Annotated in this window: 19 protein-coding genes; 13 read left to right on the plus strand and 6 right to left on the minus strand. The window is 59.6% G+C overall.

What is annotated here, in order from left to right:
- Positions 1-81 precede the first annotated feature (81 nt).
- The 9 genes from rpsE (at position 82) to rplQ (ending at position 6,511) form a co-directional block, all read left to right on the plus strand.
- Positions 82-651: a 30S ribosomal protein S5 gene (rpsE, locus tag J5289_RS09755; RefSeq protein ID WP_111220693.1), complete on the plus strand. Its 570-nt coding sequence runs from the start codon at positions 82-84 to the stop codon at positions 649-651.
- Between the two features lie 13 nt (positions 652-664).
- Positions 665-874 (plus strand): 50S ribosomal protein L30, encoded by a 210-nt coding sequence (gene rpmD, locus J5289_RS09760; RefSeq protein ID WP_142822288.1) that lies wholly within the window; start codon positions 665-667, stop codon positions 872-874.
- Between the two features lie 15 nt (positions 875-889).
- Positions 890-1,372: a 50S ribosomal protein L15 gene (gene rplO / locus J5289_RS09765; protein ID WP_209206573.1), complete on the plus strand. Its 483-nt coding sequence runs from the start codon at positions 890-892 to the stop codon at positions 1,370-1,372.
- A gap of 225 nt (positions 1,373-1,597) precedes the next feature.
- Entirely contained in the window at positions 1,598-2,938 is a 1,341-nt protein-coding gene (gene secY / locus J5289_RS09770) for a preprotein translocase subunit SecY (protein WP_209183600.1), read from the plus strand.
- The gene (locus tag J5289_RS09775; protein ID WP_111220697.1) at positions 2,935-3,585 is read left to right on the plus strand and encodes an adenylate kinase; all 651 of its coding nucleotides are present in this window, start codon (positions 2,935-2,937) and stop codon (positions 3,583-3,585) included. The genes secY and J5289_RS09775 overlap by 4 nt, the downstream gene beginning before the upstream one ends.
- A 319-nt stretch (positions 3,586-3,904) precedes the next feature.
- Entirely contained in the window at positions 3,905-4,273 is a 369-nt protein-coding gene (rpsM, locus tag J5289_RS09780) for a 30S ribosomal protein S13 (RefSeq protein ID WP_142822290.1), read from the plus strand.
- Between the two features lie 132 nt (positions 4,274-4,405).
- The gene (gene rpsK / locus J5289_RS09785; RefSeq protein ID WP_111220699.1) at positions 4,406-4,795 is read left to right on the plus strand and encodes a 30S ribosomal protein S11; all 390 of its coding nucleotides are present in this window, start codon (positions 4,406-4,408) and stop codon (positions 4,793-4,795) included.
- Positions 4,796-4,898: 103 nt separating this feature from the next.
- Entirely contained in the window at positions 4,899-5,909 is a 1,011-nt protein-coding gene (locus J5289_RS09790; RefSeq protein ID WP_111220700.1) for a DNA-directed RNA polymerase subunit alpha, read from the plus strand.
- A gap of 173 nt (positions 5,910-6,082) precedes the next feature.
- Entirely contained in the window at positions 6,083-6,511 is a 429-nt protein-coding gene (gene rplQ, locus J5289_RS09795; protein ID WP_111220701.1) for a 50S ribosomal protein L17, read from the plus strand.
- 87 nt (positions 6,512-6,598) lie between these two features.
- On the opposite strand, the gene J5289_RS09800 is transcribed toward rplQ, so the two are convergent.
- Positions 6,599-7,441 carry a DUF817 domain-containing protein gene (locus J5289_RS09800; protein WP_209184105.1) on the minus strand — a complete coding sequence of 281 codons (843 nt, stop codon included), beginning with the start codon at positions 7,439-7,441 and terminating at the stop codon, positions 6,599-6,601.
- Positions 7,442-7,666: 225 nt separating this feature from the next.
- Between J5289_RS09800 and J5289_RS09805 the strand changes: the two genes are divergently transcribed.
- Complete coding sequence (locus tag J5289_RS09805; RefSeq protein ID WP_209183601.1) at positions 7,667-8,041, plus strand: DUF2809 domain-containing protein; 375 nt, start codon at positions 7,667-7,669, stop codon at positions 8,039-8,041.
- 16 nt (positions 8,042-8,057) lie between these two features.
- Here J5289_RS09805 and msrQ read toward each other — a convergent pair whose 3' ends face one another.
- Positions 8,058-8,696 (minus strand): protein-methionine-sulfoxide reductase heme-binding subunit MsrQ, encoded by a 639-nt coding sequence (msrQ, locus tag J5289_RS09810; RefSeq protein WP_209183602.1) that lies wholly within the window; start codon positions 8,694-8,696, stop codon positions 8,058-8,060.
- Complete coding sequence (gene msrP / locus J5289_RS09815; RefSeq protein ID WP_209187444.1) at positions 8,696-9,643, minus strand: protein-methionine-sulfoxide reductase catalytic subunit MsrP; 948 nt, start codon at positions 9,641-9,643, stop codon at positions 8,696-8,698. The genes msrQ and msrP overlap by 1 nt, the downstream gene beginning before the upstream one ends.
- A gap of 382 nt (positions 9,644-10,025) precedes the next feature.
- On the opposite strand from msrP, the gene ilvD reads away from it, so the two are divergent.
- Complete coding sequence (gene ilvD / locus J5289_RS09820; protein WP_209183604.1) at positions 10,026-11,864, plus strand: dihydroxy-acid dehydratase; 1,839 nt, start codon at positions 10,026-10,028, stop codon at positions 11,862-11,864.
- A 118-nt stretch (positions 11,865-11,982) separates the two neighbouring features.
- Here ilvD and J5289_RS09825 read toward each other — a convergent pair whose 3' ends face one another.
- Positions 11,983-12,372 carry a lysozyme inhibitor LprI family protein gene (locus J5289_RS09825; protein WP_209183605.1) on the minus strand — a complete coding sequence of 130 codons (390 nt, stop codon included), beginning with the start codon at positions 12,370-12,372 and terminating at the stop codon, positions 11,983-11,985.
- Positions 12,373-12,604: 232 nt separating this feature from the next.
- Between J5289_RS09825 and J5289_RS09830 the strand changes: the two genes are divergently transcribed.
- Both J5289_RS09830 and J5289_RS09835 read left to right on the plus strand, forming a co-directional pair.
- On the plus strand, positions 12,605-14,008 hold the full coding sequence (locus J5289_RS09830; RefSeq protein WP_209183606.1) for a DegQ family serine endoprotease: 1,404 nt from the start codon (positions 12,605-12,607) through the stop codon (positions 14,006-14,008).
- Positions 14,005-15,321, plus strand: a complete 1,317-nt coding sequence (locus J5289_RS09835) for a replication-associated recombination protein A (protein WP_209183607.1) — start codon at positions 14,005-14,007, stop codon at positions 15,319-15,321. The genes J5289_RS09830 and J5289_RS09835 overlap by 4 nt, the downstream gene beginning before the upstream one ends.
- Before the next feature lie 15 nt (positions 15,322-15,336).
- Here the strand turns inward: J5289_RS09835 and J5289_RS09840 are convergent, their stop codons facing one another.
- Both J5289_RS09840 and J5289_RS09845 read right to left on the minus strand, forming a co-directional pair.
- Complete coding sequence (locus tag J5289_RS09840; RefSeq protein ID WP_142823567.1) at positions 15,337-15,654, minus strand: DUF1883 domain-containing protein; 318 nt, start codon at positions 15,652-15,654, stop codon at positions 15,337-15,339.
- Positions 15,655-15,747: 93 nt separating this feature from the next.
- Entirely contained in the window at positions 15,748-16,038 is a 291-nt protein-coding gene (locus tag J5289_RS09845) for a hypothetical protein (RefSeq protein WP_209183608.1), read from the minus strand.
- Positions 16,039-16,075 lie beyond the last annotated feature (37 nt).

Genomic DNA, 16,075 nt, shown 5'->3' on the forward strand with positions numbered 1-16,075 from the left:
CGGACCACAGGGCAGCGAAAAGCCCGATGTGGTCTTGTTGCAGTTGCCGATTGCACCCGGAAAAGAAAAAGGAAAAGGACAATGGCACAAGAAAAAAGAGGTTCTCGCGACGATCGCCAGAACCGTGACGAGCGCGATAGCGAATTCGTCGACAAGCTGGTCGCGATCAATCGCGTTGCCAAGGTCGTCAAGGGCGGCCGTCGTTTCGGCTTTGCAGCTCTCGTCGTCGTCGGCGACCAGAAGGGCCGCGTTGGCTTCGGTCACGGCAAGGCGCGCGAAGTGCCTGAAGCTATCCGCAAGGCAACGGAAGCCGCCAAGCGCGAGCTGATCTTCGTTCCCCTGCGTGACGGCCGTACGCTGCATCACGACATCCACGGCCGTCATGGCGCCGGCAAGGTTCTGCTGCGCTCTGCCAAGGCTGGTACCGGCATCATCGCCGGTGGTCCGATGCGCGCCGTATTCGAAACGCTCGGCGTTCACGACGTCGTCGCCAAGTCGACCGGTTCGTCGAACCCATACAACATGGTTCGCGCAACGTTCGACGCTCTGAAGCAACAGATCCATCCGAAGGACATCGCAGCTCAGCGCGGCATCAAGTATGCCACTCTGCAGGCTCGTCGTATTGCCTCCGGTAATGCGTCTGAAGAATAAGGGAGTTTGACCTATGGCCAAAACGACCAAGAAGACCGAAGCAAAGACCGTAACGGTCGAGCAGATCGGTAGCCCTATTCGCCGTCCGGACGTTCAGGAAAAGACCCTGATCGGCCTCGGATTGAACAAGATGCACCGTCGCCGCACTCTGGAGGATACTCCTTCGGTTCGTGGAATGATCCGTGCTGTCCAGCATCTCGTTCGCGTCGTCGACGAGAAGTAAGCCGGAGGATTCGTTATGAAACTGAATGAAATCACCGACAACGAAGGTTCGACCCACTCCCGCAAGCGCCTCGGCCGCGGTATTGGTTCGGGCAAGGGCAAGACCGGTGGTCGCGGCGTCAAGGGGCAGAAGTCCCGTTCGGGCGTGGCGATCAACGGCTTCGAAGGCGGTCAGATGCCAATCTACCGTCGTCTGCCTAAGCGCGGCTTCAACAACATCTTCAAGTCCGACTACGTCGTCGTATCGGTTGCTCGCCTCCAGGCAGCAGTTGACGCCGGCAAGCTGGACGCGAAGACGACGATCGATGCTGTAGCTCTCAAGGCTGCCGGCGTTATCCGTCGTGTCAAGGACGGCGTCCGGATCCTGTCCGACGGCGAAATCTCGGCAAAGCTGACCCTCGAAGTCGCAGGCGCTTCCAAGTCTGCTGTCGAGAAGATCGAAAAGGCTGGCGGCTCCGTTAAGCTTTTGGCTGCCGCACCTGTCGCAGCTTCGGAATAATACAGACGAATTAATCGCCCGGGGTGCTTCACACCGGGCGATTTTGCTCCCATATGTGAGCTTCGGATCCTGAGTCGTGCGTTCGCGCGGGGAGGGCGATGACGGGACCTTCGGCTGGCATGCGCTCTTGCATCGCAGTCCACCCAATGCTCGACTTTTTAAACAATTTGATTACACATTCCGGACTCGGCCGATTTAGCCGGAATTGGTAGTGCGGAGATTTGCATGGCGTCTGCAGCGGAACAATTGGCATCCAATCTCAACTTTTCAACCTTTGCCAAGGCAGAGGATCTGAAAAAGCGGCTTTGGTTCACGCTCGGTGCGTTGCTTGTCTATCGCCTCGGCACCCATATCCCCCTTCCAGGCCTTAATCCTGCTGCCTATGCCCAGGCTTTTCAGGGCCAGGCGGGCGGCATCCTCGGCCTTTTCAACATGTTTTCCGGTGGCGCTGTCCAGCGCATGGCGATCTTCGCTCTCGGCATCATGCCCTACATTTCCGCCTCGATTATCGTACAGCTGATGACTTCGGTCGTTCCCGCGCTCGAAAACCTGAAGAAGGAAGGCGAGCAGGGCCGCAAGATCATCAACCAGTATACGCGCTACGGCACGGTGCTGCTCGGCACGCTGCAGGCCTATGGCATCGCGGTGGGGCTTGAGAGCGGTAACGGACTTGTCGTCCAGCCCGGCGTCTTCTTTATCGTCTCCACGGTCATCACGCTGCTCGGCGGCACGATGTTTCTCATGTGGCTCGGTGAACAGATCACCTCGCGCGGTATCGGCAACGGCATTTCGCTGATCATCTTCGCTGGCATCGCAGCTGGCCTGCCATCGGCCCTGGCCGGCACGCTGGAACTCGGACGCACCGGCGCACTTTCGACCGCGCTCATCCTGCTCGTCCTCGTTGTCGCCGTTGCGGTCATCGCCCTCATCGTCTTTGTCGAGCGCGCCCAGCGGCGTCTGCTGATCCAGTATCCGAAACGCCAGGTCGGCAACCGCATGTTCCAGGGCGATACCTCGCACCTGCCGCTGAAGCTCAATACATCGGGCGTCATCCCGGCGATTTTTGCCTCGTCGCTATTGCTTCTGCCAGCGACGCTCGCGGGCTTTGCCAACACCGCCGGAATGCCTGCCTGGGCAACGTCGATCGTCGCAGCACTCGGCCACGGTCGTCCGCTCTACATGGTGCTCTATGCGCTGATGATCGCCTTCTTCGCGTTCTTCTATACGGCCATCGTCTTCAATCCGAAGGACACGGCCGATAATCTCAAGAAGCACGGCGGGTTCATTCCCGGCATCCGCCCGGGTGAGCGCACGGCTGAATACATTGACTATGTGTTGACCCGCATCACTGTGGTCGGCGCCATCTACCTCGTGGTTGTCTGCATTCTGCCGGAAATCCTCGTTTCGCAGACAGGCATTCCGCTCGCCCTCGGCGGCACTTCACTCTTGATCGTCGTCAGTGTGACGCTTGACACGGTAGCGCAGATCCAGGGTCACCTGATCGCGCAGCAGTATGAAGGTCTGATCAAGAAGTCGAAGTTGCGCGGAGGAAAGCGGGGGAGATGAGACTTATCCTTTTGGGACCACCGGGCGCCGGCAAGGGTACCCAGGCTCAGCGTATAGTCGAAAAGTACGGTATCCCGCAGCTCTCCACCGGCGACATGCTGCGTGCGGCAGTCTCTGCGGGCACTGAGGTCGGCAAGCGTGCCAAGGCTGTCATGGATGCCGGCAAGCTGGTGTCCGACGAGATCGTCAACGCGATCATTTCGGAGCGTATCGACGCCGAAGACTGTGCCAAGGGTTTCATCCTGGACGGCTTTCCGCGCACTCTGGTGCAGGCCGATGCCACCGAGAAGATGCTCGCTGCCAAGGGCATGCAGCTCTCGGGTGTCGTCGAGATCAAGGTCGATGACGTCGTGCTCGCGGACCGGGTTTCCGGACGCTATACCTGCGCCAACTGCGGTGCGGGTTATCACGATACCAACCTGAAGCCGAAGGTCGAGGGTGTCTGCGATCGATGCGGTTCGACGCACTTCAAGCGCCGCCCTGACGATACGCGCGAAACCGTGGTGACGCGCATGCAGGCCTACTACAAGGAAACGGCGCCTTTGATTGGCTACTACTATGCCAAGAAAATGCTTCATTCGGTTGACGGCATGGCGGATATCGATCATGTCACAGCAGAAGTCGAAAAGATTCTCTCCAGCCTTTGAGCTTCGGAGAGTTGTTGTCGGGCAATTGCACTGCCTGACGGCGATTTCGCAAAACAATTGCGGCGCGTGATTCGGTCGGACCGGTTGGTCGGGGCGGGGATAAGCCAAAATAAACTTAGCGGAACAGTTGCCTTTTGGCAGTGATTCCGCTAAACACCGCGCCAACTCGCGACATAGCTGCGATCGGCGCGGACTTCCCTCGGGAATTCCGGGTTCGGTCGTTTTGACATGTTATCGACCTCGAATTGAACAGGCGGCCTCTACGGTCGCGTAACAGAGACCTTTGCCTGATGGCAAACGGAACGCAAGGAGAATAGGCGTGGCACGTATCGCTGGCGTCAACATCCCGACGGCAAAGCGCGTAGTAATTGCGCTGACCTATATTCACGGGATTGGACAGAAATTTGCGCAGGAAATCGTTACCAAGGTTGGTATCCCGGCTGAGCGCCGCGTTCACCAGCTGACGGATGCCGAAGTCCTGCAGATCCGCGAAACCATCGACCGCGATTACCAGGTCGAAGGCGACCTGCGTCGCGAGACGTCGATGAATATCAAGCGTCTGATGGACCTCGGCTGCTACCGCGGCCTTCGTCATCGTCGCGGCCTGCCGGTTCGCGGTCAGCGCACGCACACCAATGCCCGCACCCGCAAGGGTCCGGCAAAGGCGATTGCTGGCAAGAAGAAGTAATCACCGGGAAACCGTGTGAGGGAGGCTGGCGGTTCCGCCGGCCTCTTTTGAGTTTGGCGAAGGGCCTCAGCGCCCTGCGCCGGTGTAGCCGCTGGCATTACGGCGGTGCAGAGATCCACGAAAGGGACTATTATGGGCAAGGAAGCCGTCCGCATTCGCCGTCGCGAACGCAAGAACATCTCGTCGGGCGTTGCGCACGTCAACTCGACGTTCAACAACACGATGATCACCATCACGGATGCGCAGGGCAATGCGATTGCCTGGTCGTCTGCTGGCGCCAAGGGCTTCAAGGGCTCGCGCAAGTCGACACCGTTCGCAGCGCAGATCGCCGCTGAAGATGCTGCCAAGAAGGCGCAGGAACATGGCATGAAGTCGCTTGAAGTCGAAGTTTGCGGTCCAGGTTCGGGTCGTGAGTCGGCTCTGCGCGCGCTCCAGGCTGCCGGTTTCATGATCACGTCGATCCGCGATGTGACGCCGATCCCGCACAACGGTTGCCGCCCACGCAAGAAGCGTCGCGTATAATCATCGCCAATCACACACCGGTGAGCGCCCAAAAGGCGATTGCCGGTGCTTCTCAAGCTCGGTTGCCACGATTGGATGGTGGTAACGAACGGAAGGCAGGAATATGATTCAGAAGAATTGGCAGGAACTGATCAAGCCGAACAAGGTCGAGTTTTCCTCGGGCGGCCGCACAAAGGTCAACCTTGTCGCTGAACCGCTTGAGCGTGGCTTTGGCCTGACGCTCGGCAACGCGCTCCGTCGCGTGCTTCTGTCCTCGCTGCGCGGCGCCGCCGTCACGGCAGTACAGATCGACGGCGTACTGCATGAGTTCTCATCGATCCCGGGCGTTCGCGAAGACGTTACGGATATCGTTCTGAACATCAAGGAAATCGCCATCAAGATGGACGGCGACGATGCCAAGCGCATGGTCGTTCGCAAGCAGGGTCCAGGCGTTGTCACCGCCGGCGACATCCAGACGGTCGGCGACATCGAGATCCTCAACCCGGATCACGTCATCTGCACGCTCGACGAAGGCGCTGAAATCCGCATGGAATTCACCGTCAACAACGGCAAGGGCTATGTTCCGGCAGAGCGCAATCGTGCGGAAGACGCACCGATTGGTCTCATCCCGGTAGACAGCCTCTACTCGCCGGTCAAGAAAGTGTCCTACAAGGTGGAAAACACCCGCGAAGGCCAGGTTCTCGATTACGACAAGTTGCTGATGGCCATCGAAACGGACGGCTCGATCTCCGGTGAAGATGCAGTCGCTTTCGCGGCCCGCATCCTGCAGGACCAGCTCGGCGTTTTCGTCAACTTCGACGAACCGCAGAAGGATGTCGAAGAAGAGACAGTCACCGAACTGGCCTTCAACCCGGCTCTCCTCAAGAAGGTGGACGAACTGGAACTGTCTGTCCGCTCGGCAAACTGCCTGAAGAACGACAACATCGTCTATATCGGCGACCTCATTCAGAAGACCGAAGCCGAAATGCTTCGCACTCCGAATTTCGGCCGCAAGTCGCTGAACGAAATCAAGGAAGTTCTCGCTTCCATGGGCCTGCATCTCGGCATGGAAGTGCCTGCGTGGCCCCCAGAGAACATCGAAGATCTCGCCAAGCGCTACGAAGATCAGTACTGAGCGGCGTGAGGCAACGTGTGTCGCGGATTTCCGCCGGCACGCCGATCGCAGAGAACAATAAGTAAAGGCAGGATGACTGCCTTTCCCCGTCAAACAGCAGGCATATCGCCTGCATGTGCCAGGAAACGGCAGGCCCAAAATCAAAGGGCACCTGCGATTTAAGGAGAATAGCAATGCGCCATGGTATGGTAGGCCGCAAGCTGAATAGAACTGCAAGTCACCGCAAGGCAATGTTTGCCAACATGGCGGCTTCGCTCATCCTGCATGAGCAGATCACCACGACCTTGCCGAAGGCAAAGGAAATCCGCCCGATCGTTGAAAAGCTGGTCACGCTCGGCAAGCGCGGCGACCTGCACGCTCGTCGTCAGGCTATTTCGCAGATCCGCGACGTCGCTGTCGTATCGAAGCTCTTCGATGCCATCGCTACCCGTTACGCCACCCGCAACGGCGGCTACCTTCGCATCATGAAGGCTGGCTTCCGCATGGGTGACAACGCCGCCATGGCCGTCGTCGAGTTCGTCGACCGCGACATCGCTGCCAAGGGCGCCGGCGACAAGGCTCGCGTTGCAGCCGAAGAAGCTGCCGAAGCTGCTGCCGCTTAAGCGGTAAAAGCCTCACCAATCAACAGGCCGGACGAGCAATCGTCCGGCTTTTTTGATTTCTTGCGGGTGTATGATGAGAAGGGAGGGCTATTCCGGTATGTGGATATCTTCCCTGATATGCCTGAGATAGACAACGATGGTGAACGTCATGATGACGACGAGCGACCATGAACTCCATATGCCAATGTTGACAGCGGACCACTCGCCGAGTTGGCTCGGATAACGCCATATCCCGAAGAAGGTGCTGAAATTTTCGAAAAGCCAGATGAAGAAGCCGATCAGGGCAAAAGCCAACAGCAGGGGCATCCGCCGGTCCCGATCATACGGGCGGAACGTGACTGAAGTCCGCGAATAAAGTCCAATCGTACACGCGGCAATGTACCAGCGATAGTCGGCGATGTAGTGGTGTGTGAAGAAGTTCAGGTAAATTGCCAGCGAGAGCACCGCTGCCATCCAGTATGGCGGATGATGCCTGACGCGTAGGGCGAGGAGGCGCCACGCCTGTATTACGTAACTGCCTACGGCAGCGTACATGAATCCGGAAAACAATGGCACGCCGAACAGCTTGCTATAGGCAAAGTCCGGATATGCCCATGAATGGATGCTGCTCGATGTTTTGAAGACCTCGAGAGCGAAACCGATAACGTGAAAGAAGCAGATCGCCTTCAACTCATCGATGCTTTCCAGTTTGGTAGCGACCATCCAGAACTGGATGGACAAGGCAACCAGCAGCAGCACGTCATATCGGGGAATATGAAAAATGCCGCCGCGCGGGACTGTGAAGATGGCGAGGAAAAAGAGGCCAGCAAAGAGACATGCACGTGCTTCCTTAATACCAAAATAGACGAGTTCTATGAGAAAGCGCTTGGTTCCCGTCAGATGCGGCGCTGCACGTATTTCGATTAGATGCCTGTCGATGGCCGGAAGCAGTCTTCGGAGGGGCAAGGCGTTTGAATTCCTGAAATTAACTCGATGGCTGTGAGCTGTTTCCGCAAATACGGTGACCGGCAGACCAGCATGCGGCTGGGCTGTCGGCTTGCCAAATCGAAATGTGAGCTATAGGTGCGACGAACCCATTAACATCGCGGTGGAGCGGCCGAAGTGCTCGCATTTTTTCGAGGTCGCTCACCAGGGAGCAGGGCAGCCCGTCTTGCAATGGCAATTGCCATCATTGCTGCAGGTCTGGCGTTGCGGCGATATGGCTATGGGCTTAACCTTCCGTTCGTGGTCGTGAAGTATGGCGGCTCGGCACTGTGGGGCGCGATGGTCTATTTCCTAATCGCAGTGCTTGCACCAAACTCGAGACGGGCAAGCATTGCCTGCGCGGCGATGGTGATCTCCGCCGCCGTCGAGTTGTTCAGACTCTACCATACGCCGCCTATTGATGCGTTCAGGTTGACTGCTGGCGGTGCCCTGCTTCTCGGACGCGTGTTTTCCCTAAGCAATATAATTGCCTACGGCATCGGCATCGTCGCCGCATCTGCGTTCGACAGATTTCTGGCAGCCCGCAGTCCTATCTTGCCAAAGTAGAGAAGCCTCTGCTGCCTCAGGCAGCCACCGCCCTTTGCCGCGTTCCGCGTCTTCGTTGCATCATGATTGGCCGGTAGGACCTGTAGAGGATCATTGCGATCAGGAGGCCGATATAGATGTACTGCTCGAGCGACAGCACCTTGGTGGATAGTGCGAAGTGGAGAGCGCCACAGACGGCGATGATGTAGACGAGCCGGTGCAGCCAGATCCAGTTCTTGCCCATCTGCCGTATCGAGTACCTGTTCGAGGTCACGGCCAGCGCGGTCAGCATCACCAGCCCTGCCATGCCGAACATGATGAAGGGTCGCTTCAGAATGTCGCCGACGATGGCATCGAGCATCAGCGCTTGGTCGAGGATGGTGTAGACCAGAAAATGCATCACGACATAATAGAAGCAGAGCAGCCCCAGGGCGCGGCGGTAGCGCAGCCAGTTCCAGCCGACGAGGTCGCGGAGCGGGGTAATCGCGAGCGTTAGGATCAGGAAGCGGATAGCCCAGAGGCCGAGGAAAAGCTCGAAGGTCTTGGTTGGATCGGCGCCAAGATTGCCGGTGGCGCCGAGGTAGAATGCGTAGGCGGCGGGAAGAAGTCCGACGACGTAAAGCAGCCAGACGGAGGCTGGCTGGAAGCGTTTCGGAAGCGCGAGCGACAGGGCCATTAGTAGTTCGCCTTCAGATCCATGCCGGTGTAGAGGCTCGCCACCTGGTCGGCATAGCCGTTGAAGGGCAGGGTGGGGTGGCGGCTGGAGGAGAAGAAGCCGCCTTCGCCAATCCTGCGCTCGGTCGCCTGGCTCCAGCGGGGGTGATCGACCGCCGGGTTGACGTTGGCATAAAAACCGTATTCGCCGGGGTTGGAGACCTGCCAGGTATTCATCGGCTGATTATCGGTGAGCGTGATACGGACGATCGACTTGATGCCCTTGAAGCCATATTTCCACGGAACCACCAGGCGTATCGGCGCACCGTTCTGGTTGGGCAGCGTCTCGCCATAGAGCCCGACGGCAAGCAGCGCCAGCGGGTTGCGCGCTTCGTCCAGCCGCAGTCCTTCGACATAGGGCCAGTTCAGGGACTGGAAGCTGCCGGATTGGCCGGGCATCTCGGACGGCCGGACGATGGTCTCGAAGGCGACATATTTCGCGCTGCCCAGCGGCTCCACCATGTCGAGCAGCTTGGATAGCTGGAAGCCGTCCCATGGGATGACCATGGACCATGCCTCGACGCAGCGCATCCGGTACACACGCTCTTCTGGAGGAAAGGCCTTGATCAGCGCGTCGATATCGAAGGTCTGCGGCTTGCCCACCATGCCATCGACGGTGATCGTCCACGGGCGCGGCTTGAATTTGCCGGAGTTGGCGGCGGGATCGGCCTTGTCCGTGCCGAATTCGTAGAAGTTGTTGTAGGTCGTGACATCCTTCTTCGGCGTCAGCTTTTCATCGACCTTGTAGTCGGTCTTCGACGCTGCCAGCGCTTCCGCCATGGCTGTTGTGCCACCGGCAATCGACAGGCCGGCGCCTGCTGCTGTCGCCAGGAAGGCGCGGCGGCCTAGATAAGTCTGGCGAGGCGTGATCTCGGAGGCGGCAATCTTGGGCGGTTGGTAGGTGGCCATGGGTAAAATCCTCGATGAGATGACGGTATCGATGGTGATACGCAGAAATACCGACGTAAGTTACAAATAGGCCCGCATTTTTTTGTGAAAAGAAGCCAATTTATTGTGTTCGGCCTAAATGTTGAGGTGTCATCGGCAAACGTCATGCATCTGTTCGATATTTTGGTCGCGGCCTCGTCCGGGAATGATCGGGATCGTCGATGGCGAGGATATTGCGCGGGGGCCATACCCTTGCAGCGTACCGGATTCGGCTTACCTGATAGTGACAGTCCGCACCGATTGATTTACGACAATTCTAAAAAGCAGGGGCTTGCCGGTCCGTCTGGCGGAATAGGTCTGCCGCAAGCAATGCCCGTAACTGCAGGACGTCGAGGATAACACCATGCCAGCCTACCGTTCGAGAACCACCACCCACGGCCGCAACATGGCCGGTGCCCGCGGCCTGTGGCGCGCAACAGGTATGAAGGATAGCGATTTCGGCAAGCCGATCATTGCCGTCGTCAACTCCTTCACGCAGTTCGTGCCCGGCCACGTGCACCTGAAGGATCTTGGCCAGCTGGTGGCGCGCGAGATCGAGGCGGCCGGCGGCGTCGCCAAGGAATTCAACACCATTGCCGTCGACGACGGCATCGCCATGGGCCATGACGGCATGCTTTATTCGCTGCCATCGCGTGAGCTGATCGCCGACAGCGTCGAATACATGGTCAACGCCCATTGCGCCGATGCCATGGTCTGCATTTCGAATTGCGACAAGATCACCCCGGGCATGCTGATGGCTTCGCTCCGCCTCAACATCCCGACCGTCTTCGTCTCCGGCGGCCCGATGGAAGCCGGCAAGGTCACCATGCACGGCAAGACCGTGTCGCTCGACCTCGTCGATGCGATGGTGGCTGCAGCCGACGACAAGATCAGCGACGAAGACGTCGCCGTCATCGAGCGCTCGGCCTGTCCGACCTGCGGCTCGTGCTCGGGCATGTTCACCGCCAACTCGATGAACTGCCTGACGGAAGCGCTCGGTCTCTCGTTGCCGGGCAATGGCTCGACGTTGGCCACCCATTCAGACCGCAAGGAGCTGTTTCTGGAAGCCGGCCGTCGTATCGTCGATCTCGCCAAGCGCTACTACGAGAAGGACGATGTCACGGCACTGCCGCGCACCATCGCCTCCAAGGGCGCCTTCGAGAACGCCATGGCGCTCGACATCGCCATGGGCGGATCTACCAACACGGTCCTTCACATCCTGGCCGCAGCCCACGAGGGCGAGGTCGACTTCACGATGGACGACATCGACCGCCTGTCTCGCAGGGTGCCTTGCCTGTCGAAGGTGGCACCGGCCAAATCCGACGTCCACATGGAAGATGTCCATCGTGCCGGCGGCATCATGGCAATCCTCGGCGAGCTGGAACGCGCCGGCCTGCTGAATTCCGACCTGCCGACCATCCACGCGCCGACGCTCGGCGATGCGATCGCACAATGGGATATCGCCGTCACCGCCAACCCGGCAGCACTGAAGCTGTTCAGTGCGGCTCCGGGTGGCGTGCCGACGCAGGTAGCCTTCAGCCAGAGTTCGCGCTGGGACGACCTCGACGTCGACCGTGAAAAGGGTGTCATCCGCAGCGCCGAGCATCCGTTCTCCAAGGATGGCGGACTGGCTGTTCTCAAGGGCAATCTCGCCGTAGACGGATGCATCGTCAAAACGGCAGGCGTCGATGAAAGCATTCTGAAGTTCTCCGGCCCGGCCCGCGTCTTCGAAAGCCAGGATTCGTCGGTCAAGGCGATCCTTGCCAACGAGGTCAAGGCCGGCGATGTCGTTGTCATCCGTTACGAAGGTCCGAAGGGCGGTCCTGGCATGCAAGAGATGCTCTACCCAACCAGCTATCTGAAGTCGAAAGGTCTGGGCAAAGCCTGCGCTCTCATCACCGATGGTCGTTTTTCGGGCGGCACGTCCGGCCTGTCTATCGGTCATGCGTCGCCGGAAGCTGCCAATGGCGGTACGATTGGCCTGGTGCGCGAAGGCGACATGATCGACATCGATATCCCGAACCGCTCCATCAGCCTGCGCGTCAGCGACGAGGAGCTCGCAGCCCGCCGCGCCCAGCAGGATGCACAGGGCTGGTTCCCGGTCGAGAAGCGCAAGCGCAACGTCACGACGGCGCTCAAGGCCTATGCCGCCTTTGCCACAAGCGCCGACAAGGGCGCGGTGCGCGATCTCAGCGGCCGTTAGATAAACAATTGGCCGCAGTTTTCACCGCGGCCGACATTCTTCTAGAGAAGCCCTTGCCATCGAAAACCTGGTAGGGGCTTTTTTATTCAAGGTGTTACCGCAGCAGTGACCGTGCCGGTCAGTTCGGACGGGCGAGGTTCTTGTAGGCGACATCCAGCTGCTTCAGGCGGTCCTCGTAAGAGGTCTTCAAGCATGCCGCATCTGCGCCGCAGGCCTGGCGCTTCTTCAGCCAGGCGCTCTGTTCGTCCTGCAGCGTGCCGCGCGATCCCATGGCGAGAAGGCCGGAGATCAGCTCGAAGGTCGTGGCCATCTTGACGTCGGCATCGTTCAGGCTGCGGGTGTCGCAGATCATTTTCTCGTCCGGCTGAAGCGTCTTGCCGTCGCAATCGAAGCTGGCGGCCTTTGCCGAGCCTAGCGGCGACAGGATCGGCAGCAAGCCGACAAGGGCTGCGCAAACTAGGTTGGCAGACCGGCGGCGGGTGGTGAATGTCAGAGGCGAATGATCCATCTTTTGATTCCGATTTCAGAAAGTTATGGCGCTTGGTTGATGATGCACTTCCGCTCGAGAATCAGCCAGATTTGCACACTGCTGTACTCCTAACCCATTCCGGACCGTTTTGTTCAAACCGCGTACGCGCAAAGCCTCCGGCTGGCTTGAAGTTCCATGATTGCGCCCTCTTTCCTTTCTAGCGTTCGCGGTTACAACGTTGCTTCCACAGACACTTTATAAAGGGTTCCCCATGCAAGGTTTGCTCAAACGCGCTGCGATCCCTATGCTCGCGCTCGTCGTCACGCTTCCCGCCCCGGTCTACGCCGAGACGGCCAAGGCCGTGCCGGAAAACAAGATGGAAATGCAGCTTTCCTTCTCGCCGCTGGTCAAGCAGACGGCTGGCTCGGTCGTCAATGTCTACGCGGAACGCGTCGTGCACCAGCAGTCTCCTTTCGCCGGGGATCCCTTCTTCCAGCAGTTCTTCGGCCAGCGCATGCCGAACCGCACGGAAAAGCAGACCTCGCTGGGCTCCGGCGTCATCGTCGAGGCGAACGGCACGATCATCACCAACAACCACGTGGTCGATGGCGCCGACGACATCAAGATAGCGCTTTCAGATGGCCGCGAATTCCCCTGCAAGGTGGTCCTAAAGGATGACCGGGTCGATCTCGCCGTGCTGAAGATCGACACGAAAGAGCAGTTGCCGATGCTGCCGATCGGCAATTCCGATACGCTCGAGGTCGGCGACCTCGTGCTTGCCATCGGCAACCCCTTCGGCGTGGGCCAGACGGTAACCAGCGGTATCGTTTCGGCGCTTGCCCGCAACCAGGTGAAGAACGAGGTCGGGTTTTTCATCCAGACTGACGCTGCGATCAACCCCGGCAATTCCGGTGGGGCGCTGATGAACATGAAAGGCGAACTCATCGGCCTCAACACGGCGATCTTCTCGCAGAGCGGCGGGTCGAACGGCATTGGCTTCGCCATTCCCGCCAATCTCGTGCGCGTCTTCCTCGCCGCCGCCGATCGCGGTGACAAGAGTTTCGAGCGTCCTTACATCGGTGCCACCTTTGAGCCGGTGACCTCAGAAGTTGCCGATGCGCTTGGCCTGAAGCGGGTTCGCGGAGCCCTGATCACCAAGGTCACCGACAACGGTCCCGCCGCCAAGGCCGGTCTCAAGGCTGGCGAAGTCGTCACCGCCCTCAACGGCGTATCCGTCGAGCATCCCGATGCTCTTGGCTACCGTCTGACAACCGCCGGCCTCGGCGCGACGGTATCGCTGACCGTGCTCGACAACGGCAATGAGCGGGAAGCGAAAATGACGCTGGCAAGCGCTCCCGAAACGCAGCCGCGCGAGGAGAAGCTGATTACCGGCAGCAATCCATTCTCCGGTGCGACAGTGGCCAACCTGTCGCCGCGCGTGGCGGATGAGTTGCACATGCCGACCGATACGGCCGCAGGCGTCGTTGTCGAAAAGCTGAAGGATGATTCCGCCGCTGCGCGTCTCGGCTTCCAGCCGAAGGACATCATTATCTCCGTCAATGGCACGCCCATTACCAATACCAAGAGCCTCGCAGCAATTGCTGCCAGCGAACCCGATATCTGGCGCGTGGAAATCGAGCGGGACGGTCAGCGCATCCGGCAATTCTTCCGATGAGCAACGACCTGTTTGCGCCGCAGATCCCGGCATCGGTCGCCAGCAAGCGACCGTTGGCGGACCGTCTGCGGCCGCAGACGCTGGCAGACGTCACGGGCCAGCAGCACCTCACTGGCGAGGACGGCGTGCTGCGGCGGATGATCGAGAGCGGTTCGCTCGGATCGATGATTTTCTGGGGCCCGCCCGGTACCGGCAAGACCACCGTGGCGCGGCTGCTGTCAGGCGAGGCAGGTCTCGCATTCGAGCAGATCTCGGCGATCTTCTCCGGCGTTGCAGACCTCAAGAAGATGTTCGAGACCGCCCGTATGCGGCGCATGGACGGCCGCCAGACATTGCTGTTCGTCGACGAAATTCACCGCTTCAATCGCGCCCAGCAGGACAGCTTTCTGCCCGTCATGGAGGACGGCACCGTCATTCTGGTCGGTGCGACGACAGAAAACCCGTCCTTCGAACTGAACGCCGCTCTGCTGTCTCGCGCCCGCGTGTTGACGTTCCGCGCCCATGACGAGGACAGTCTGCGTGAACTGCTGCAGCGTGCCGAGCGGGTGGAGGCAAAGCCGCTGCCGTTGACCGACGACGCTCGTGACAGTTTGCTCCGGATGGCAGATGGCGACGGTCGTGCGGTGCTGACGCTTGCCGAGGAGGTCTGGCGGGCGGCGCGGGCGGATGAGGTATTCGACACCGCGGCCCTGACAGAAATCGTCCAGCGGAGGGCGCCTGTCTACGACAAGGCGCAGGATGGGCACTACAATCTGATTTCAGCGCTGCACAAGTCGGTGCGTGGGTCGGACCCGGATGCGGCGCTCTATTACCTGGCACGGATGTTCGATGCCGGTGAGGATCCGCTCTATCTCGGACGACGCCTCGTGCGCATGGCGGTCGAGGATATCGGGCTTGCCGATCCGCAGGCTCTGGTCATCTGCAACGCAGCCAAGGACGCCTACGACTATCTGGGCTCGCCCGAGGGCGAACTGGCTTTCGCGCAGGCCTGCGTCTATCTGGCAACCGCACCGAAATCGAACGCGGTCTATACGGCTTTCAAGGCGGCGACGCGGGCAGCCAAGGAGAATGGTTCGCTGCTGCCGCCCAAGCATATCCTCAACGCCCCCACCAAGCTGATGCGCGGCGAGGGATATGGCGACGGCTATCGCTACGATCACGACGAGCCGGATGCTTTTTCAGGCCAGGATTACTTTCCCGAGAAACTCGGACGTCAGAAATTCTACGATCCACCCGAGCGGGGTTTTGAGCGCGATATCAAGAAGCGTCTGGAATGGTGGGCAAAGCTTCGCAAGGAGCGGGCCGGCGAGTGAACCGGGCGCCGTCCTCTACCCCGCTGCAGCCCTCTGAATGCGCGGCGCTAACGCCTTCTCGATGAGCTTGACGCTCGATTCGGCGAGGCCTTTGTGGCCCTCCATATCGACCACCAGATGCCAGTGGCCGGTCTCGGGAACGGTGAGGCGGATCGGTGACTTCTTGGCGACGCCACCGACGAACTGATGCTTGAGCGTCTCCTTGAAACGCTGGAAATTTCCACCCGTCATCAGCCTGACATTGGCGACCGCAGAGAGGGTGATTTCAATCGTTGTCTCTGCGCGCTGGTCGCCCAGATCGTAATGGGTGTAACGGAAGGCTGGCTTTGGCATCTCGGTCATCTCATGTCGCGTCCGACACCAAAATATCCACCAGGTGGTTAAGGAAGAATGGAGTCGGACGCGTTTCGGACCTATCAACGCAACTTAGTGGCTAGTGAAGGACTTGATTTCCAACCCGTCGAAGCCGAGCACGATATTTTCGGGCAACTGGCAGACTTCGGCAGGATTGCGGTCACATTCCTCGCGGGCAAAGTGAAGCGCTGCAGTCTCGTTGGCGAAGAGACCGCCGATACGTCCGAGGCGGTCCTGCACGATCCAGCCGCCGTGACCGTCGCGCCCGACCAGGAAGCGGGCAGCGGACGAAGCGGCAAGCGAGCCGGTCGAGCGATGTTGGAGCGGTTCGGCTTCGTCGCGTTGGGTATTGGAGCGGGGCATTGATATTCCTTTCAGGCAGTTTTGTCTGGCATCGGCC

The sequence above is a fragment of the Rhizobium sp. B230/85 genome, from assembly GCF_019355735.1.
Lineage (GTDB): Bacteria > Pseudomonadota > Alphaproteobacteria > Rhizobiales > Rhizobiaceae > Rhizobium > Rhizobium rhododendri.